The sequence below is a fragment of the Salimicrobium salexigens genome (assembly GCF_900156705.1).
Classification (GTDB): domain Bacteria; phylum Bacillota; class Bacilli; order Bacillales; family Halobacillaceae; genus Salimicrobium; species Salimicrobium album.
This window is the reverse complement of sequence record NZ_FTOK01000001.1, coordinates 82,918-100,232: the sequence shown is the minus strand read 5'-3', so window position 1 is coordinate 100,232 and position 17,315 is coordinate 82,918. Positions and strand designations below refer to the sequence as shown.

Below are 17,315 nucleotides of genomic sequence, written 5' to 3'. Positions count from 1 at the left end.
CCGCCTTCCTCCTTTTTCCTTATTTTACAATACCATAAGAAAATGAACCACCCGAGCGGCAGTTCATTGAAATGTTACACCCACCTGTGACATCGGCCAGTAACGTATTGACACTTTTCCGACCACCGAAGCTGAATCGATAAAACCGAAGCTGCGGCTGTCCAGGCTGTGCCGGCGATTATCCCCGAGAACAAAGAGTTTACCCGGAGGGACTGTCGGTATTCCTGTTATTCCTTCGAGCGTGAAACTGGAGGTGAACACTTCCCCGTCTTCCGGACGCAGCTTATCAAGATACGTTTCTTCCAACCGTTCATCGTTAACGTATAATTCGTCGTCTTTCACGGCTATCTCATCCCCCGGGAGACCGATTACTCTTTTCACATAGTCGTCTTTTTCGTTGTAATGAAAAACGATGACGTCCTGCCGATGTATTTCCGTCCATTCGTAGGAGACTTTATTCACCATTAAAAGATTACCATCATATAACGTAGGCTCCATCGACTCCCCGTCCACAATGTAACTTGCGAAGATAAAAGTGCGGAAAACCAACGCCACAAGGGCTGCCAGAATGACCGCACGAAACAGATATTTATGTTTATTCATTCCGTTTCCTCCAAAGGGTTTAATACTGGTAATTTACCCGGGAGAGGTCCGGTTCAACCCTTCTTCCTTCTGGCACGTGTCGCCAGCCGCTGCTCCAAATATTTACCGAGGAGCCAGAAAAGACTGATACAGATAAGCACAACAATAGTTTTGACAGGGTTCGAAGTAAAAGAGGTGATGCTGTCACCGACGAACGTTATCGAAAAAATCATTACGGATTTCCCGAGTACAGCAGCCAGTAAAAAGTCTCTGGTCTTCACTCCGGACAATCCTGCAACGACATTAATGATGGCGGAAGGGGAAAAAGGAAAGCACATGAGAAGAAACAGCGGACCGAATCCGTGCTCTTCAAACCACACCATCACCCGTTTTACCTGACGGTTCTTTCTCAAAAAACGAAAAAAACGCCGACGTCCGAGACCGCGTACTACAAGAAAGACAAGTACGGCTCCTGCCACAGCTCCGATCCATGAGTAGAGAAATCCTTTAATAAGACCGTATACCACGGCATTGGCAACTACAAATACTATGAGCGGCAAAACAGGGAGAAAAGCTTCGATAAGAGGCAGAACTATACCGGGAAGCGGACCAAAGCGCTCCAGCCTCTCCAGTTGCCGTATAGCGTAATCGAACAATTGATCATTTTCAGCTAGCAATTTCAATTCCTCAAGCGTTGGCATAAAGGTTCATCCTACTCTGTTTATCTATAGTAATTTTATTTTACTGGAATTCTTCTTTTCTGCCTACCGTGTCACTTTCGAAAATTGGATTGCATAAGCGAAGGGGTTCTATGATATACTACCACATAAGAACACATGTTCGCAATGAATGAGAGGAGGTCGTGGCATGGCTCACCTGAAAGAAAAACAACTTGATAAAGCCTCCCGCTACCTGTTCCTGACAATGGCGATCACTGTCATAAAACAGGACCGGCGGCATATAGCGAATGGCGCCCACAAGATTAAAGAACCTTACCTCGAGTTGCTCGGTAAAATGGAAGTGTGTGCCAGGGAAGAAAGAAAGCGTCTTCGTTCATTTATGGATACACATCAGGTTTACGTTATTGAAACCTCAAGGCACGAAGCCTTTACCACTTTTTCCTTTATGGCTGCAGGTTATGAGGAAAAGAGAAACTATTTCAATCCGGCTATCCGCAGGAAAGTGGAATTCATCTTATGGGAACTGATGGAGAAGGCTCTGAAACAAAAGAATGTCTCACAGTAGAAGTGAATCGTTTTTCGTACATGAGCCTGAATTGGGCGGTACGTTCCAGCTGGTTCGAAAATACGCCGGGGGAGACAGGTAATTCTTCACATAATTTGTTTACAAATTGAACTCTCGTTTTTCTGGGATCGGTCTGGCCGGGGGCGAAATCACGTACAAAACTGTGGGAAATCCAGGAGCATTCAAGTCTTGAAGGGGACATGGTCGGGAAGTAATAGAGCTTCAGCATCCCGGAGATGACGATGGGGGATTTGTGTGTGTAGTTCGTAATAGCTTTTGTGCCGGAAATTCTACCGGAGAGGTTGCTTCCAAAATACTTACAGGAGTTGTCGATCACTTTCGTGGGGGGCAGGTCCACTATAAATGAATCTTCCACTTCCATCACCCTCGTTCTGATTTTCCCCTCTTCCTCTATGGCGATGAGAGCAACTGTACGTTCGTTTACTTCATATTCAGTTTTCAACGTTTCTTTCACGGTTATCATATCCCTTCCTTGTGAGTACAGTAATTGCTTTTTAAATATAGCAGATTATTTTCGAACCGTCTACGTTCCTGTTATTTTCTTCCGAAAATTCCAACATCTTCACCGTATTTGATATAATAACAGTAAAATACCGGAGGAGAGTGCTATGTGGATTCGGAGAAAGAAATCTGCCCCCAGAGAACTGGAAACTATGGACTTATCCCTGAATGATATACGAAAAGCCATCAATGATTATGCCGAAAAAAAATCGGACAGGGTACCTTTAAGTGTAATCATTAATGAAGACCTCACCATCGACTATGAGCTTCTTGCTCACTTCATCGAAAAAAAACCGAGGAAGACTTTCTACATGTCCCGGGAAACTTACGAAGTATTTGAAGAGGAAAACCTTCAGCTCGCAAAAGATATCGATATGATGCAGCGGGCAGTGGATGCTTACGTTCAGCAGGAAAAAGAACTGCCCGTCATTGAAGATGACCCTTATCGACGGGTTAACTGCTACAAACTGGAGCGCCTCGGTTTGATAACCCACCGCCCCGACAGAGAATTTTATATTACTAAAGAAGAATACATGGTGGATTACGAGAGGAAGTGACTTCTCCGAAGAGGTATTCGATCAACGCTATCCCGCACTCGGCATTCTTATCTCTGTTCAACCTAAAAAAGAGCCAATGCTACGGAGAGCATTGGCCAAAAGAGACGACTGATTAACTTTTGAGTGAGGGGTTTACATGAATGAAAAGGCTCTTTAGTGTACAAAGGCTTTTCTTTCATGCAGACAGTTATTTAAACTGCCTTTCTCAATTTTCATTATAATACAGCCTTTAAAAAATCTCACCGAAAGCTTTTTGCGGTCTACCGCATATGTGTCTGCGATATTTCTATTAACTGACAACAGACATCTGTTAGCTTTGTTGTAAATGATCACGCAGGTTCTTCCTTAAGATTTTACCGGTCGTATTTTTAGGAAGTTCCTCCATGAACTCTATGCGCTTCGGCAGTTTATACTTCGCCATTTCCTGCTTACAGTATTCAATAACAGCTTCTTCATTCAGAGAAGGATTATCTGAAACGACGAAAGCGATCACTGCCTCCCCCATCTCCGGATGAGGTTCTCCGACTACAGCTGCTTCCGTAATTTCCGGATGCTGATAGAGGACTTCCTCCACTTCTCTCGGGTAAACGTTATATCCGCCGACGATAATCAGATCTTTTTTCCTGTCCACGATATAAAAATACCCTTCCTCATCCTCACGCGCCATATCTCCGGTGAACAGCCAGCCGTCTTTAATCGTTACCGCTGTTTCTTCCGGCATTTTATAATAACCCTTCATCACGTTCGGCCCTTTGACGACGAGCTCGCCTGTTTCTCCGGCAGGTACTTCCTGACCTAGCTCATCAACGACTTTATTCTCAACGTTAGTGATATTCTGTCCTATAGAACCGGCCCGCCGCGGCCTGTCTAAAGGATTAAAAGCCGTCACGGGAGAAGCTTCCGATAAGCCGTACCCTTCCGACACCCGTACGTTGAATTTTTTCTCGAAAGCTTCGAGGAGAGAAACCGGCAGAGAAGACCCTCCCGAAACGCTGATACGCATATTTTCAAATGTGCTTTCCTGGCCATCTCCAGTCTGCAGCAGGTAATTGTACATCGTAGGTACACCGGCAAACACAGTAGCTTCATACTCTTTCGCAGCTTTGAACACTTCTCCCGGTGAGAACTGAGGGATGACTATAATCGTTCCTCCATTTACAATCGGAGCGTTCAACGCCACGGTCAGGCAGAACACGTGAAACATAGGCAACGTTGCAATTACACGGTCCTCTTCACTTATTTCCAGATAGGTGGCCACATCTTTTGCGTTCGAATAGATGTTTTTGTGGGTAAGCATCGCTCCTTTCGGCTTCCCGGTCGTCCCGGAGGTATACAGAATAACCGCCAGGTCATCATCATCCAGCGAAGGAGGAGTGAATGAAGCTGATCCTTGCTCTACTGTTTTTGTAAACGATTTCATTTTTGGGGAGATAGTAAAAGCTTCCAAATCAATATCTGCCCCGGTATCCGCAACGAAATAATGGGTGACATCCAATTCATCATCCACTACATCCAGCTGACTTACAAGAACATCAAGCGTTATAACCCCTTTGACATCGCCATTTTTTAAAATATACTTCATTTCTTTGGAAGTGTACGTAGGATTGATAGGAATGACGCTGAGACCTGCACGAAGAGCGCCGTAAAGGCCAATCATAAACACAGGACTGTTGCCACTGATAAGAGCTACGTGATCCCCCTTCTCGAAACCGGCATCTTCGAGAGCGCTTGCGAATTTAGTTACTTTAGCATCGAAAGTTCGGTAATCCGTCCTCTCTCCCTGAAAAATATACGCATCTTTCCCCGGCATTTCCCGGGCTGTCAAGCTTAAACGTTCACTTACGTTCATAGGTGCTTCCCCCTTCTTTTATTAAATGAATGAATAATCATTCATTATAAGGAATATCAACTTAAATTATAAATTATTGCCAGACTATTCGCAAATTTATTTCCATTCTTTTTTTAATATTCCGTAAATTACCTGGTCGATGAAATGATTATTCATACGGGCGCCGGACCGGGAGACCCCTTCTTTCGTAAACCCGAGACGTTCTGCGACGGCCCGGCTCGTTTCGTTTGCCACAGAGGCCCGGACAATCACTTTGTTCATACCGAATGTAGAAAAAGCGCAGGTAATCAGTGATTTGACGGACTTCGTGATTATCCCTCTCCCCTGGTACCTTCTCCGAAGCCAATACCCTATGTAAGTGGTGCGATTCGTCCAGTCCAGTTCGTTGAAACTTACCACTCCGACGATCTCTCCCTGAAAAAGGACGACTGCGGTCATACTTTCATATTCGTCATAACCGCGACGAAAATTCCTTATCGCATTTTCCATGTCCCGCACTTCCCGGGTATTCTCTACCCATGGAAGCCAGGTTTGTAAGTAGTGCCGTTCTTCCTCAACTATTTCGAACAGTTCACCTGCGTCGAAAAATTCCACGAGCCGCAGTTCCGTTTGTTCATCAACTTTCCGAACGAACATTTTCTTCCTCCTGCTCCGCTTCCTCCCGCACTCTTTCCAGAAACTCATGCACCACTTTTCTGTTACTCTTATCCCTGACGAATTTCAGCATTATTTTCCCTAAAACGCTGGCACCCTCATTGGTCCCTTCATAAATGAGTCTTGTTCTGTTTCCTGCCAATTTTTGAAAAGTATAGGAAGTCTTTATATCAAAAGCACGTCCTACAGTGAATGTCACTTCTTTCAGTTTGTGCTCTTCCCTGTCTTCACAGGCTAAAGTCGTCACGATATATGTCTCCGTTCTCTTTCCTTCCCTGTAGGTCTGACGATGCCTTGCTCCTACCTCGTTCTCTTCTTTTTCAATGAGAGCATGTTCTTCCACTTGCGGCATAATCCTGGTGATGTTCTTATCTTTAAAAAGTTCCCATACTGTTTCAATATTTGCATCAATCGTTATCTCTTCACTCCAGGTAATCATCATTTGGACCTCCTACTTTTCGTATTCAACTGTGGTGCATTTCTTTCTACAAAACGGCCCGACTCTTTCCGGAGCCGGGCCTGTTTGATTAATACACAATTGTTAAAAAGTCTTCCTCATTAATCTTACCGAGATAGTGGGGAAGGTCAATGTCTTCGACTGACTTCCTGATTGCTTCTCTTTCATATTTTGTCCCTATTAAACGATTTTCCACATCAGAAACATCCCCGATTCCGAAGAAGTCGCCGTAGATTTTAGCGTTTTTAATATATCCTTTATCTACATCAAGACGTATGTCATACGTTCCTGCGCCTTCAATACGCTTCGTCTGGCTTATATTTGATTTCGGTGACTTTCCGTAGTTCCAGTCCCAGTTGCGGTAACGTTCTTCCGAAAGCTTTCTGATCCCCTTCCAGTCTTCTTCGGTCAGTTTGTACTGAGGCACATCCTTCACATCTTCCACATCGAAAATATAGCGGAGTATCATCGACTTGAACTCTTCCATAGTCGTTCCTTCCGGAAGATATTCGGAAATATTCGCTACCCGGCTGCGAATCGATTTAATACCCTTCGACCGGATTTTTTCCGACTTCACGTTAAGGCTGCGTACTACATTTTCCACTTCGGAATTGAACATGAGCGTACCGTGACTGAACATCCGGCCTTTTGTCGTGAATTGTGCGTTCCCGGAAATTTTGCGGCCTTCTATCGTCAAATCGTTTCGGCCTGATAATTCTGCAGGAGCACCGAGCTGCTTGAGTGCTTCCACGACGGGTTTGGTGAATTTTGCGAAATCATGAAAGCTGTTTCCGTCGTCCCTGGTAAGAAAGCTGAAGCTAAGATTCCCTTTATCATGATACACTGCTCCGCCCCCGGAAAGACGACGAACGACGTGAATGCCATTCTCCTCTACGAAATCAGTGTTGATTTCTTCTACAGCATTCTGGTTTTTTCCTATAATGATGGACGGTTCATTAATATAAAACAGTAAGTACGTTTCACTGATATCGAGGTTTTTAAGTGCGTACTCCTCAATAGCAAGATTAATAGTCGGATCATAAATACCTTCGTTATCGATGAAGAGCAAGATTCTCATCCTTTCCTGTCAATTTTTACTTATCTCAAGTATAAGGGAGAGGGGCTTTCTTAGCAATTACTCGTCCGTCCACTTCAATCCTTCCTCCGCCAATTTCACTTCTCCCTGAAACACGTCCGCAGCTTCCTGTTTCAGCTTCGAATGGTTGCCGAAATGCGGAAGGTGACTGAGCCAGAGCTCTTCTACATCCGCTTTCACAGCGATTGCAGCCGCTTCCTCACTGGTCATATGACCGGCCGTCCGGGCATCCATTCCTCTGTAAAAACTGGTGTCGGCAATCAAAAGATCCGCTTTCCTGGAAAAATCGATCCACTCTTCCTGATAACAGGTATCTGCCGTATAGACGATGGCTGATTCACCATTTGAAATCCGCATACCGTAGCACGGAACAGGATGATCGGTTTTCAGGAAAGAAATGGTGAAGGGCCCTATCGTCACGGGTTCATCGGGATCGTAAGGGATCGCCTCCGTGTAGGAAGAGGACAAAGCGGTGAAGCCATCCATGTCTTCTTCATGCCCGTAGACCGGAAGTTTTCCATTCACTTTTTCCAGCAGAGTCTGTACAAGCCAGGCGTGTTGCAGTACACCAATATCAGCTATGTGGTCATGATGGTAATGGGAAATGAGGACAGCGTCGATGGAACTTAAAGGCACATACCCCTGAAGACGGGAAAGCGCTCCACTGCCGCAGTCCAGAAGCAGTCGAAAACCATTTTCCTCTATTACATAGCTGGATGTCGCGCTGTTCTGGGCAGGGTAAGCTCCCCAGTATCCGATAGTTGTAATATTCATAATATTCCTCCTTTTATAATTCTTTAGTCCTATTTTGAATTGTTTTATAACATCCTGTTGCTTTCTCGCTTCTGTTATAATACAATGAATTTAACATAAAAACAGAGGAGGCATTACCCTTATGATGAACGTCGTTGAATTCTTCCGTAACTTGCCTAAAAAACAGTGTGCCAAATGTGGAGACGTAATCCAGGAGCAGGCGGACTGCTACGGTAATACGTGTCATGACTGTGAAGGTCCCGCTCTTTAATGTCAGATGAATAAATCAAAGAAGGGAGCAGGTTGCTGCTTCTTTCTTTCATTTTAACAGAATGTTTCCGAGACTTGTGAAGCGAAGCCCCGTTGCTATACCTGCTACTATATAACAGTTGTTACTAAAAAGCTTACAGCAATCTATGTACGGATTGACTGTAAGCTTTTTTATTATTCACTTTCAATAATTCGTCCGGCTGCTTCTTTCCCCTGATCGATACAGTCAGGGAGACCGATGCCGTAGTAATGGGCGCCTGCAAGCTGAACACCCGGCAAATCTCTCTTCATATGGTTCGTGACCTGATTCAGACGTTCTTTATGCCCTACACTGTACTGGGGCATCGCATTGTGCCAACGGGTGACGACGAAAAAGTCAGGCTGGTCGGTGATATCCATTATTTTTTTCAGATCCTTCATAACGATATCCCTGATCTCTTCGTCTGTTTTATCAACGACTTCCTCGTCCCCCGGCTTTCCGATATAACAGCGGAGCAGCGCTTTCCCCTCAGGTGCTGCATGAGCCCACTTTTTATGCGTCCACGTACATGCCGTAATCCGGTAGTCATCTGTCGTTCTTGATACTACAAACCCGGTACCGTCGATATCCTGTTTGATGGCTGATTTATCAAAAGCCATAGCGACATTGGCTACCGATGTTGCTTTCATCTGTTTCAGAGGTTCCGTCCAGTCATAATGAGCAAGCATTTTTGCAGCTGCTGGAGCGGGAACAGCCAGAATAATATCGTCTGCCTGTTTCACTTCCCCGTCACTCATCAGTATGTGATAACCGTGCTCTTTCTTCTCGATGTGATCCACACCTTTGGACAGCTGAACGCTCCCCGGTTTCAGCGCATCCTGCAGGGCGTCGATGAAACCCGAAAGTCCGCCGGCGAACGAGCGGAAGGCACTCGGTTTTTCCTTATTCTTCTTTTTTCTCACAGGGGGGGCAGTCCCGGTATCTTTCAGCCCTTTGACCAGACTTCCATACTCTTCGGTGATTTCTCTGAACTGTGGAAAAGTGGCGTCCATACTCAGACGATCGATATCTCCGGCATAAATCCCGGAAAGAAGCGGTTCCACCGCGTTCTCTACTACTTCATTCCCGAGCCTGCGCCTTAGAAACAAACCAAGAGCCTCATCCCCGGTCGTTTCCTTCACCCGTTTACCGGGCTCAAGCAGAGCTCTCACTTTTCCTCTTCCGGAAAACAGGGTGGACTTCAAGAGCGGCCGTTTTCTCGTCGGAATTCCCATATGGGATCCCTGAGGCATACGGTTCAATCGCCCTTTCGCCAGAATATATGCATTTCCGGTCGAATTTTTGACCACTTCCTGCCCCATCCCGATTTCTTCAGCCAGTTCAAGCATGCTTGTTTTACGGGCGAGAAAGGAATCTGGCCCTCTTTCAATCGTAAACCCGTCCTTATGGAAAGTTCTTACCTTCCCGCCGAGACGTTCTGTTTTCTCCACAAGCTCCGTATCCACGCCGGCTTTCTGTAAATAATAAGCGGCAGATAACCCCGTTATCCCGCCGCCTATCACAACCGTTTTTCTGCTCATTCTATTTCTCTTCCTTCCACTTGGACCAGACCACATCGACAAGCGTTTCTATGAACTTCGGATTTGTGTTAGGCATTTCCGGGCGGTAGTAATTCGCCCCCACCTCGTCACACACGACTTTACATTCATAGTCATTATCAAAAAGCACTTCCAGGTGGTCTGCCACGAAACCTACCGGCGCGTAAACGAAGGAAGTGTAGCCCTTCTGCTCAAAGAGATCCCTGGTCAAATCCTGAACATCCGGGCCGAGCCACGGATCAGGAGTATTTCCTTCACTCTGCCAGCCAATCTCATACTGGCTGATGCCGGTAGCTTCCGAAATCAGTTCAGCCGTCTCCCGCAGCTGGTCCGGGTACGGGTCTCCTCCCTGAAGAATCTTCTCCGGAAGACTGTGGGCGGAAACGATCAGACAGGCTTTCTGCTTCTCATCTTCCTCCATTTTTTCATATTCCTGAAGAATCCCTTCTTTCCAGAAATCGATAAACGTCGGGTGGCTGTACCAGCTTTCCACAGAGCTGATCCGGATTCCGTGTTCCTCTGCCTTCTCCTGGGCACGTCCGTTATAAGACTTGACGCTGAAAGAGGAGTAGTGCGGGGCGAGTACGATCGAAACAGCTTCTTCGATTCCATCTTTGGCCATCTGATCGACTGCATCTTCGATAAACGGGCTTATGTGCTTCAGACCGATGTAAAGTTTGAACTCCACATCTTCCTGCATGCCATTCAGCTCATTGCGGAGCGCCCCTGCCTGTTCTTCCGTTATACGGGCCAGTGGAGAAATTCCCCCGATCGCTTCATAGCGGTCTTTAAGATCCTGAAGCGCTTCCTCCGAAGGCTTGCGCCCTTTTCTAATATGCGTGTAATAAGGCTCAATATCCTCTTCTTTGTAAGGCGTGCCGTACGCCATTACAAGTAAACCTACCTGTTTATTCGCCATTTCCGTGAACACCCCTTAATTGTTTTTGGAATATGTGTGTACCAGTTCGGTCAGTCTTCTTAACGTTTCCGGCTTAATTTCCGGAGTAACACCGTGACCGAGATTGAAAATATGGGGACCTTGTTTCAGCCCTTCATCCAGTATGGATTTTGCCCGGCTTTCAATAACATCCCATTCAGAGAGAAGGACTGCAGGATCAAGATTTCCCTGGAGAGGTTTTTGAATCCCCATCTCCCGGGCCTCTGTAATAGAGGTGCGCCAATCCAGCCCAAGTACGTCAATAGGAAGCTCATCCCACTCCCCGAGCAGGTGCGGAGCGCCCACACCGAAAAGAATCAGCGGTACTCCTTCTTTCTTCAATTCGCGGAAAATCCGGTCCATGACAGGTTTGATGAATTTCCGGTAATCCGCAGCATGAAGAGCCCCGCCCCACGAGTCGAAAATCTGGATGGCTCGGGCGCCGGCTTTCACTTGGGACTGAACATACGTAATGATCATCGAAGCGAGTTTATCCATAAGTAAAAACCACGTTTCTTCATCTCTGTACATCAGTGACTTCGTTTTATGATAATTTTTCGAAGGGCCGCCTTCGATCATATAGCTGGCCAGTGTGAATGGTGCACCGCTGAACCCGATCAGAGGAACGTTAAGCTGCTCTTTCGTCAAAAGGCTGATCGTATCCAATACATACGGAACGTCCGATTGCGGGTCGATTTCCCCAAGATTCTCCACATCCTGACGGTTCCGGACAGGATTATGAATGACCGGCCCTACCCCTTTTCTTATTTCCACGTCTACACCGAGTGCAGGGAGCGGCGACATAATATCCTTATACAGGATAGCTGCATCAACACCGTAATTCTCAACGGGCAGCCTTGTTACATAAGCACACAGTTCAGGCTGATGAGTGATCTCAAACAACCCGTACTTCTCCTTCAGTTTTCTGTATTCCGGCTGGGAACGTCCGGCCTGACGCATATACCAGACGGGCGTATGCTCTGTCGGCTCCCCGCGGAATGCTTTTAAAATTGTGTCGTTAAATGAATTAGTCATATAGCACCTGACTCCTTTATATTCTATCCGATTCCAACTATAACGATTATGTGCCCTGGTGTATAGCGATAAGCCACATTTGTCACTATTTTGTACCTTCTGACAGATGTGTCTCTTTCACCTTTACGTTCATACTCTGAAAAGAGCGGGAGTCTACCATTCCAGTGTTACTTCATTGGACGGCTCCCCTTCTCTTCCCGATTCCGGATCAAAAGGCACGACGTAATACGTCCGTGAATCAAAAAGTCCGAAGCTCTGAATCGTATGGCTGGTCTCCTTCGTCTTTGTTATCAGTTCCTTTTCTTCACCTTTTTTACGATAAATTCTGTACGTTACATCTTCATCTTTTTCGTCTGTGTTCCAATCGAGTTTCCCGCGCACCAGCGTCCATCCACCGATGTCGATGGAACCTTCCAGTTGAATATTCCGAGGCAGCTCCACCGGTTCTTCCAGAGAAGTAAGACCTTCAGGATCGGTAAATTCCTCTCCCGGGTCGAGCACTTCTTTAAGATTTGTAAGCATCTGTTTCGTAAGCGACACCGGTACGCTGCTTGAATCCTCAAGGTAATAGTCACTTCCCGAATCTCCGTACCCCATCCACATGCTCATAGCATAATTGGGGGTGAAGCCTGCAAACCACACGTCTCTGTTCTTGCCTTCCACCTCCGGATGCTGCGCAGTGCCGGTTTTTCCTGCAAGTGCACCACTGTAGCTTCCATTACGGGCCGTGCCGGAACTCACTACGGTCTCAAGCATTTCCCGGAGCTGGAAAGCTGTTTTTTCACTGAAGACGCGCACAGCTTCTGTTTCTTCCTTCGGCTTCACGGTTTCACCGGTCCGGTCCGTAATGGTGGAAACGGTTCTAAGCGGCACCCGTTCCCCGTCATTCCCGACAGCCTGATAGCCGCCGGCGATCTCCATCGGGCTGTATCCTTCCGACATTCCTCCGAGAGCGATGGAGAGGTCGTCGTCTTCAGTGGCAAGACCGAGTTTTTCAAGATAGCTCTTACTTTCCTTCACGCCTATTTCGTTCAGCAGCCATACTGCAGGAGCGTTTTTCGATTTGACAAGGGCTTCATATAACGTCACCTGCCCTTCGTACCCGTCCAGATTCTTCGGAGTATAACTCCCGTAACTGATCTTCTCATCTTTCAGTACGGAATAAGGGCTGTAAGTATCACCCATTAAGGCGGGACCGTACACTGCCAGCGGTTTCATTACGGATGCGGGCTGGTGTTTGGTGAGGGCATGGTTCATCTCCCCGTGTTCATACTCTCTTCCCCCGGTAAGAGCCGTCACCTTCCCTTCTTTATCTGTAAGCACAAAAGCCGCTTCCACCCCTTCGACAGAACCGGACGCGTAGTTCCCATCCTTCATCGTCTCATAAGCTATCCGCTGGGCTTCCGGATTCATATTCACTTCTATTTCATACCCTTCCGTTTTCAGTGCCTCTCTTGAAACACCGTAACGATCCACCACTTCCTGAACCACGACGTTTACGTAAGCATTCGACCATGTCGCGCCGACAGGTGCTTCTTCAGTATATTCCACCTGTCGGTTGGAGAGTGCTTCTTCTTCTTCCTTCGTAATGTACCCTTCATCTTCCATCCTGAACAGAACCGTGTCGCGCCTGTCTTTGGCCGCTTCGGGATCTGCTATCGGTGAATAATTGCTTGGGGCTTTCGGGAGGCCGGCCAGGAGAGCCGATTCCGTTTCGTTCAGCTCCGGTACAGGCTTTGAGAAATAACGCTCTGCTGCTTTTTCCACTCCATAGGTTCCTTCACCGAAGTAAATCGAGTTCAAATAAAGTTCAAGAATTTCATCTTTCGTATAATTCCGCTCCAGGTACAGAGCTACCATTACTTCCTTTGTTTTTCTGAGCCACGATTTATCGTTGGAGAAAAATAAATTCTTTGCTACCTGCTGGGTGATAGTACTGGCTCCTTCCACCTTCTCCCACGCTAAAACGTCGCGGTAAAGAGCTCTCGCTATGCCACGGGGGTCAATACCCGAGTGTTCATAGAACCTGCTGTCCTCGGTAGCCACCACGGCTTCCTGCAGAAATTCGGGCACCTCCTCCAAGGATATGGGACTCCGATTTGTGGAATAGATCTCTTCTATCTCTTCTCCATCCGCAACTACTGTAGTCGCTGCATCAAGGGTCATTGCATCTTCGGAAACGAAGAAGCGTCCTCCGAACATGAGCAGAAGCAGACCTATGGCCATGACGAATAAAAAGCTCCCCAACCCTATGAACGTATTCCTTAACCGTTTCCCCTTTTTCCTCATTTGCTTATATTCTTCGCGTTTCACTATAAGCCATCCTTTCTTCCTGCTTGCAGTTTCTCCTGCCCTCTTGCTAAAATTTAACTGAAGAAGAAAGGAGAATCTTTATATGATAGTTTCCATGACTAACGGTACGATCGATTTCCTGAAAAAGATTCAAAACCAGCATTCCGACAAACAGGTCCAGCTTATGCAGGGGGATAATTCCACAATCGCTTATTACGAAGGAGAGGAGCCTTCTATTTTCGAAGAAAGCCGTGATTATGAAATTGTCGACTCTACAGGAGATGTACAGAATAACGGTTTCGTAGTGACCAACAATATCCCTGTATCCGAAGAAGGACGCGCTACATTTGAAGACCGCTTCAAAAACCGGAAAGGGAACGTTGAAGGGATGGACGGGTTTCAGGCCATCCGTATTCTTCGCCCTAAACAGGGGAAAACCTATGTCGTATTCACGCAATGGCGTGATAAAGAAAGCTTTGATAACTGGAGGAACTCCCAATCTTTCGAACAGGCCCATAAGAAATCGGGCCCGGAACATAAACAGAAGCCGTCCTTTATCGATGGCGATGCTTATATCATGCACTACCGCATGGTGAATCCGGAAGATTGACATAACAGAGGCCGCTGACATTTTCAAAGAACTGTCATGCTATAAAGAAAGTGAGCGGAGAGCCCGCTCACTTTTTTCTTAGTCTCCTTTAACGTTGTTTTCGAAGAAATCCCTGAAGTTCTCTTCCGGCTGCTGACCGACGATACGATCCTGTTCTTCCCCGTTTTCGAAATGTACGACCGTAGGTGTTCCTTCGATTCCATACTTATGTCTCTGCTCAGGGAATTCAAGTACGTTCATCTTCTTCATATCCACACCCATCTCTTCTGTAAGAGGCACCAGGTACGGTGTTGTGTTCTGACAATATACACATTCAGGACTGTAGAAATATACAGTTACTTCCTCTCCCGACTCCACTTTCCCGGAAAGTTCATCAGGAAGGATCTGGTTGCCGTAGTTCGGATTCTCCAGCTGATCGATCGTGGACTGCTGCAATTCACTTTCGTCCTTGTTATAAGGGTTACCTTCTGCTTTTTCCGAGTTCTGCAAACTGACAATCAATGCCAGTGCCGCAATCAGTACCACAAGTACAGCTGCGAATATAATCATCTTCTTTTTCATCGTCACTGCTCCTTCTGCCGTAATAGTAATAAATGGCTTATGAAAATTATGATAAAAGCTGTACCGGCCAGAAAAGGAATCGTAATGAAACCTAAATAATTGACGTACTCGACCGTACAGGGGACCGTCCCGCAGCTTCCGCCCGGAGTCTTTAGAGCCGGAACTTTCTGAACCGAATAATGATACGTGGACACAAGAACCCCCGCACCACTCAAAATCAGTCCCGGTAAAGCGGTGTTTTTTTCATTTTTAAGTAAAGCGACACCATATATGATGACGAGGGGGTACATTAAAATACGCTGATACCAGCACCACTCGCACGGCGTATAACCAAGAAATTCCGAATAGAACAAACTTCCGAGCGTAGCGGTAAGGGCCGTCGCCCAGGCCACAAACATCAAATCTGACCTCTTCATACTTCGCCTCATCCTCTCTTTAAGTATTATACAAGGGAATGTAACGAATTGAAAATATAGAATAAAAATTCACGAAATCGCCATCATCTGTTCGTTTAAGCAAGACCGATGCGGGAATACAAATAAAGAGAAGATATTTATGTCCAAAGAAAGGATGGTCGTCTTATGGATCAGAAAATGAAAGAATTAATCGAAGGCTTAAATGAAGATCTTTCCCATGAATACGCAGCTTCTGTTATGTATACGAATAACGCTGCCGTGGTTTCGGGTTTGTATCGTTCAGTACTGAAACCGTTCTTCGAAGGAGAAATTGCTGACGAGCAGGGGCACGCCTTATATCTCGCAGAAAAAATAGCAACTCTCGGCGGAACGCCGACGACTACTGTAGCGGAGGTTCCTCAGGAAACACGTGTTAAAGAGATGCTTGTAGCCGCACGTGATTCGGAGGAAGCCACTATCAAACGTTACGAACAAAGAAAGAAACAGGCCGATGAATTGAATCTTACCGAACTCTCTGTAAAACTCGATGACCTGATTTCCGATGAAACCGGTCACATGGAAGAAATCGATCGTCTGCTTCAGGACTCCCGACTGCACGAATAACCGGAGTGACTGGCGTTATAATCGAAAAGCGGACTACCCGTCCGCTTTTTTTCTTTCTTCTGACAACGATGATATAGTAAAGAGTAAAAGGAGGGAAAGATAATGTCCGAGTCCATGTTTAAAGAAGTAGAAACCCTCTATGAAAAAATGGTGGAAACACGCAGGTACCTGCATCAGTATCCTGAACTTTCTTTCCAGGAGACGGAAACAGCTGCATATATAGCTGATACATACGAAGCACTCGGTATCCCTTTCCAAAAAAATGTAGGCGGCAACGGAGTGATAGCCACGATACAGGGGGGACGGCCCGGCAGAACCGTGGCACTGCGGGCCGATTTTGACGCCCTCCCGATCCAGGAAGAGAACACCCACCTGCCTTACCGCTCCAGAAACGACGGAGTGATGCATGCGTGCGGACATGACGGTCACACGGCTGAGCTGCTCGGTCTCGCAGAAGCGGTGTGGAAATATAAGGAGGAACTTCCCGGCACTATGGTTCTCGTACATCAGCCCGCTGAAGAGATTACTCCAGGGGGAGCGAAACCTTTGCTTGAAACAGGCGCCCTCGACCACGTAGACGCCGTTTTCGGTACTCATCTCTGGACAAATACGGAATACGGGACAATCGAAACGGCCCGGGGTCCGTTTATGGCTGGCGCCGATGCTTTTGAAATTAAAATTAAAGGAAAAGGCGGCCACGGCGCCCAGCCTCACCAGACGAAAGATGCTATCGTCATCGCCTCCGACATTGTAGCTTCTCTCCAGCAGGTAGTCGCCAGGAGAATCGATCCGTTAAAGACTGCCGTAGTTACCGTAGGGACCATTCAAGCCGGCAAAGCCTTCAATATAATCGCCGATCAGGCCGAGCTTTCCGGTACCGTACGAACGTTTGAGCCCGAGGTACAGGAAACCATCAGGGAAGAGATGGAACGTATTACGAGAGGGATATGTGAGGCGGCAGGCGCCGACTACCATTTCTCCTACAATATCGGCTATCCTCCTGTTATCAATCATGAAAATGAGGCTGACCTGGTTCTTAAAGAAGCGCCGCATGCAGATTCCTCTCTCTCAACCCGTGAAGTGGACCCCTCCATGGCCGGTGAGGATTTCTCCTATTATTTACAGAAGAAGCCCGGAGCCTTCTATTTCACAGGAGCTAAACTGCCCGAACACGACTTCCCCCACCATCATCCTAAATTCGACTTTGATGAACGGGCTATGCTTCATGGGGCCAAAACCCTTCTCCAGGTATTTCTCAGTTACCAGCATAAATATAGCAGCTGAATCATAAATTTTTC

At 46.7% G+C, this 17,315-nt stretch carries 20 protein-coding genes; 6 read left to right on the top strand and 14 right to left on the bottom strand.

From position 1 onward, the window contains the following. Nucleotides 1–63 precede the first annotated feature (63 nt). Complete coding sequence (gene lepB / locus BW931_RS00580; RefSeq protein WP_076569118.1) at nucleotides 64–603, bottom strand: signal peptidase I; 540 nt, start codon at nucleotides 601–603, stop codon at nucleotides 64–66. Nucleotides 604–656: 53 nt separating this feature from the next. Then, nucleotides 657–1,283 (bottom strand): TVP38/TMEM64 family protein, encoded by a 627-nt coding sequence (locus tag BW931_RS00575; RefSeq protein WP_076569116.1) that lies wholly within the window; start codon nucleotides 1,281–1,283, stop codon nucleotides 657–659. 166 nt (nucleotides 1,284–1,449) lie between these two features. Here BW931_RS00575 and BW931_RS00570 point away from each other — a divergent pair, with 166 nt between their 5' ends. Next, nucleotides 1,450–1,827 carry a YhjD family protein gene (locus BW931_RS00570; RefSeq protein WP_076569114.1) on the top strand — a complete coding sequence of 126 codons (378 nt, stop codon included), beginning with the start codon at nucleotides 1,450–1,452 and terminating at the stop codon, nucleotides 1,825–1,827. Here BW931_RS00570 and BW931_RS00565 read toward each other — a convergent pair. Beyond that, on the bottom strand, nucleotides 1,772–2,290 hold the full coding sequence (locus BW931_RS00565; protein WP_159435651.1) for a competence protein ComK: 519 nt from the start codon (nucleotides 2,288–2,290) through the stop codon (nucleotides 1,772–1,774). The genes BW931_RS00570 and BW931_RS00565 overlap by 56 nt on opposite strands. A 166-nt stretch (nucleotides 2,291–2,456) precedes the next feature. On the opposite strand from BW931_RS00565, the gene BW931_RS00560 reads away from it, so the two are divergent. After that, the gene (locus tag BW931_RS00560) at nucleotides 2,457–2,906 is read left to right on the top strand and encodes a DUF3939 domain-containing protein (protein ID WP_076569112.1); all 450 of its coding nucleotides are present in this window, start codon (nucleotides 2,457–2,459) and stop codon (nucleotides 2,904–2,906) included. Nucleotides 2,907–3,216: 310 nt separating this feature from the next. Here the strand turns inward: BW931_RS00560 and BW931_RS00550 are convergent, their stop codons facing one another. From BW931_RS00550 to BW931_RS00530, 5 genes are all read right to left on the bottom strand, one after another. Beyond that, complete coding sequence (locus BW931_RS00550) at nucleotides 3,217–4,755, bottom strand: fatty acid--CoA ligase family protein (RefSeq protein ID WP_076569108.1); 1,539 nt, start codon at nucleotides 4,753–4,755, stop codon at nucleotides 3,217–3,219. Between the two features lie 96 nt (nucleotides 4,756–4,851). Next, entirely contained in the window at nucleotides 4,852–5,391 is a 540-nt protein-coding gene (locus BW931_RS00545) for a GNAT family N-acetyltransferase (protein WP_076569106.1), read from the bottom strand. Continuing rightward, nucleotides 5,372–5,851 (bottom strand): SRPBCC family protein, encoded by a 480-nt coding sequence (locus tag BW931_RS00540; RefSeq protein WP_234972545.1) that lies wholly within the window; start codon nucleotides 5,849–5,851, stop codon nucleotides 5,372–5,374. Before BW931_RS00540 ends, BW931_RS00545 begins: the two co-directional genes overlap by 20 nt. Before the next feature lie 85 nt (nucleotides 5,852–5,936). Beyond that, a complete protein-coding gene (locus BW931_RS00535) occupies nucleotides 5,937–6,935 on the bottom strand; it encodes a lipoate--protein ligase (protein WP_008590161.1) in 999 nt (332 codons plus the stop codon). A gap of 66 nt (nucleotides 6,936–7,001) precedes the next feature. Continuing rightward, the gene (locus tag BW931_RS00530) at nucleotides 7,002–7,736 is read right to left on the bottom strand and encodes an MBL fold metallo-hydrolase (RefSeq protein WP_076569104.1); all 735 of its coding nucleotides are present in this window, start codon (nucleotides 7,734–7,736) and stop codon (nucleotides 7,002–7,004) included. Between the two features lie 121 nt (nucleotides 7,737–7,857). Here BW931_RS00530 and yhfH point away from each other — a divergent pair, with 121 nt between their 5' ends. Next, on the top strand, nucleotides 7,858–7,986 hold the full coding sequence (gene yhfH, locus BW931_RS00525) for a protein YhfH (protein ID WP_008590165.1): 129 nt from the start codon (nucleotides 7,858–7,860) through the stop codon (nucleotides 7,984–7,986). Between the two features lie 173 nt (nucleotides 7,987–8,159). Here yhfH and hemY read toward each other — a convergent pair whose 3' ends face one another. The 4 genes from hemY to BW931_RS00505 all read right to left on the bottom strand — a co-directional run bounded on the left by hemY (nucleotide 8,160) and on the right by BW931_RS00505 (nucleotide 13,848). After that, nucleotides 8,160–9,545 carry a protoporphyrinogen oxidase gene (hemY, locus tag BW931_RS00520; protein WP_076569102.1) on the bottom strand — a complete coding sequence of 462 codons (1,386 nt, stop codon included), beginning with the start codon at nucleotides 9,543–9,545 and terminating at the stop codon, nucleotides 8,160–8,162. A gap of 1 nt (nucleotide 9,546) precedes the next feature. Then, nucleotides 9,547–10,482, bottom strand: a complete 936-nt coding sequence (gene hemH / locus BW931_RS00515) for a ferrochelatase (protein ID WP_076569100.1) — start codon at nucleotides 10,480–10,482, stop codon at nucleotides 9,547–9,549. 15 nt (nucleotides 10,483–10,497) lie between these two features. Then, complete coding sequence (gene hemE, locus BW931_RS00510; RefSeq protein WP_076569098.1) at nucleotides 10,498–11,535, bottom strand: uroporphyrinogen decarboxylase; 1,038 nt, start codon at nucleotides 11,533–11,535, stop codon at nucleotides 10,498–10,500. 153 nt (nucleotides 11,536–11,688) lie between these two features. Next, a complete protein-coding gene (locus tag BW931_RS00505) occupies nucleotides 11,689–13,848 on the bottom strand; it encodes a transglycosylase domain-containing protein (protein ID WP_076569096.1) in 2,160 nt (719 codons plus the stop codon). Between the two features lie 82 nt (nucleotides 13,849–13,930). Between BW931_RS00505 and BW931_RS00500 the strand changes: the two genes are divergently transcribed. Further along, nucleotides 13,931–14,437, top strand: a complete 507-nt coding sequence (locus BW931_RS00500) for an antibiotic biosynthesis monooxygenase family protein (protein ID WP_076569093.1) — start codon at nucleotides 13,931–13,933, stop codon at nucleotides 14,435–14,437. 78 nt (nucleotides 14,438–14,515) lie between these two features. On the opposite strand, the gene BW931_RS00495 is transcribed toward BW931_RS00500, so the two are convergent. Both BW931_RS00495 and BW931_RS00490 read right to left on the bottom strand, forming a co-directional pair. Continuing rightward, on the bottom strand, nucleotides 14,516–14,998 hold the full coding sequence (locus tag BW931_RS00495) for a thioredoxin family protein (RefSeq protein ID WP_008590174.1): 483 nt from the start codon (nucleotides 14,996–14,998) through the stop codon (nucleotides 14,516–14,518). 2 nt (nucleotides 14,999–15,000) lie between these two features. Next, nucleotides 15,001–15,414, bottom strand: coding sequence for a disulfide oxidoreductase (locus tag BW931_RS00490; RefSeq protein ID WP_234972544.1), 414 nt, complete (start codon nucleotides 15,412–15,414; stop codon nucleotides 15,001–15,003). 165 nt (nucleotides 15,415–15,579) lie between these two features. On the opposite strand from BW931_RS00490, the gene BW931_RS00485 reads away from it, so the two are divergent. Both BW931_RS00485 and BW931_RS00480 read left to right on the top strand, forming a co-directional pair. Further along, nucleotides 15,580–16,017, top strand: coding sequence for a ferritin-like domain-containing protein (locus BW931_RS00485; RefSeq protein ID WP_008590177.1), 438 nt, complete (start codon nucleotides 15,580–15,582; stop codon nucleotides 16,015–16,017). A gap of 102 nt (nucleotides 16,018–16,119) precedes the next feature. Further along, nucleotides 16,120–17,301 carry a M20 family metallopeptidase gene (locus BW931_RS00480; RefSeq protein WP_076569088.1) on the top strand — a complete coding sequence of 394 codons (1,182 nt, stop codon included), beginning with the start codon at nucleotides 16,120–16,122 and terminating at the stop codon, nucleotides 17,299–17,301. Nucleotides 17,302–17,315 lie beyond the last annotated feature (14 nt).

What these genes read in the sequence shown, in the direction of transcription:
- lepB (WP_076569118.1), bottom strand. Translation starts at nt 603, where the DNA reads ATGAATAAACATAAATATCTGTTTCGTGCGGTCATTCTGGCAGCCCTT.
- BW931_RS00575 (WP_076569116.1), bottom strand. Translation starts at nt 1,283, where the DNA reads ATGCCAACGCTTGAGGAATTGAAATTGCTAGCTGAAAATGATCAATTG.
- BW931_RS00570 (WP_076569114.1), top strand. Translation starts at nt 1,450, where the DNA reads ATGGCTCACCTGAAAGAAAAACAACTTGATAAAGCCTCCCGCTACCTG.
- BW931_RS00560 (WP_076569112.1), top strand. Translation starts at nt 2,457, where the DNA reads ATGTGGATTCGGAGAAAGAAATCTGCCCCCAGAGAACTGGAAACTATG.
- BW931_RS00550 (WP_076569108.1), bottom strand. Translation starts at nt 4,755, where the DNA reads ATGAACGTAAGTGAACGTTTAAGCTTGACAGCCCGGGAAATGCCGGGG.
- BW931_RS00545 (WP_076569106.1), bottom strand. Translation starts at nt 5,391, where the DNA reads ATGTTCGTTCGGAAAGTTGATGAACAAACGGAACTGCGGCTCGTGGAA.
- BW931_RS00540 (WP_234972545.1), bottom strand. Translation starts at nt 5,851, where the DNA reads ATGATGATTACCTGGAGTGAAGAGATAACGATTGATGCAAATATTGAA.
- BW931_RS00530 (WP_076569104.1), bottom strand. Translation starts at nt 7,736, where the DNA reads ATGAATATTACAACTATCGGATACTGGGGAGCTTACCCTGCCCAGAAC.
- yhfH (WP_008590165.1), top strand. Translation starts at nt 7,858, where the DNA reads ATGATGAACGTCGTTGAATTCTTCCGTAACTTGCCTAAAAAACAGTGT.
- hemY (WP_076569102.1), bottom strand. Translation starts at nt 9,545, where the DNA reads ATGAGCAGAAAAACGGTTGTGATAGGCGGCGGGATAACGGGGTTATCT.
- hemH (WP_076569100.1), bottom strand. Translation starts at nt 10,482, where the DNA reads ATGGCGAATAAACAGGTAGGTTTACTTGTAATGGCGTACGGCACGCCT.
- hemE (WP_076569098.1), bottom strand. Translation starts at nt 11,535, where the DNA reads ATGACTAATTCATTTAACGACACAATTTTAAAAGCATTCCGCGGGGAG.
- BW931_RS00500 (WP_076569093.1), top strand. Translation starts at nt 13,931, where the DNA reads ATGATAGTTTCCATGACTAACGGTACGATCGATTTCCTGAAAAAGATT.
- BW931_RS00495 (WP_008590174.1), bottom strand. Translation starts at nt 14,998, where the DNA reads ATGAAAAAGAAGATGATTATATTCGCAGCTGTACTTGTGGTACTGATT.
- BW931_RS00490 (WP_234972544.1), bottom strand. Translation starts at nt 15,414, where the DNA reads ATGAAGAGGTCAGATTTGATGTTTGTGGCCTGGGCGACGGCCCTTACC.
- BW931_RS00485 (WP_008590177.1), top strand. Translation starts at nt 15,580, where the DNA reads ATGGATCAGAAAATGAAAGAATTAATCGAAGGCTTAAATGAAGATCTT.
- BW931_RS00480 (WP_076569088.1), top strand. Translation starts at nt 16,120, where the DNA reads ATGTCCGAGTCCATGTTTAAAGAAGTAGAAACCCTCTATGAAAAAATG.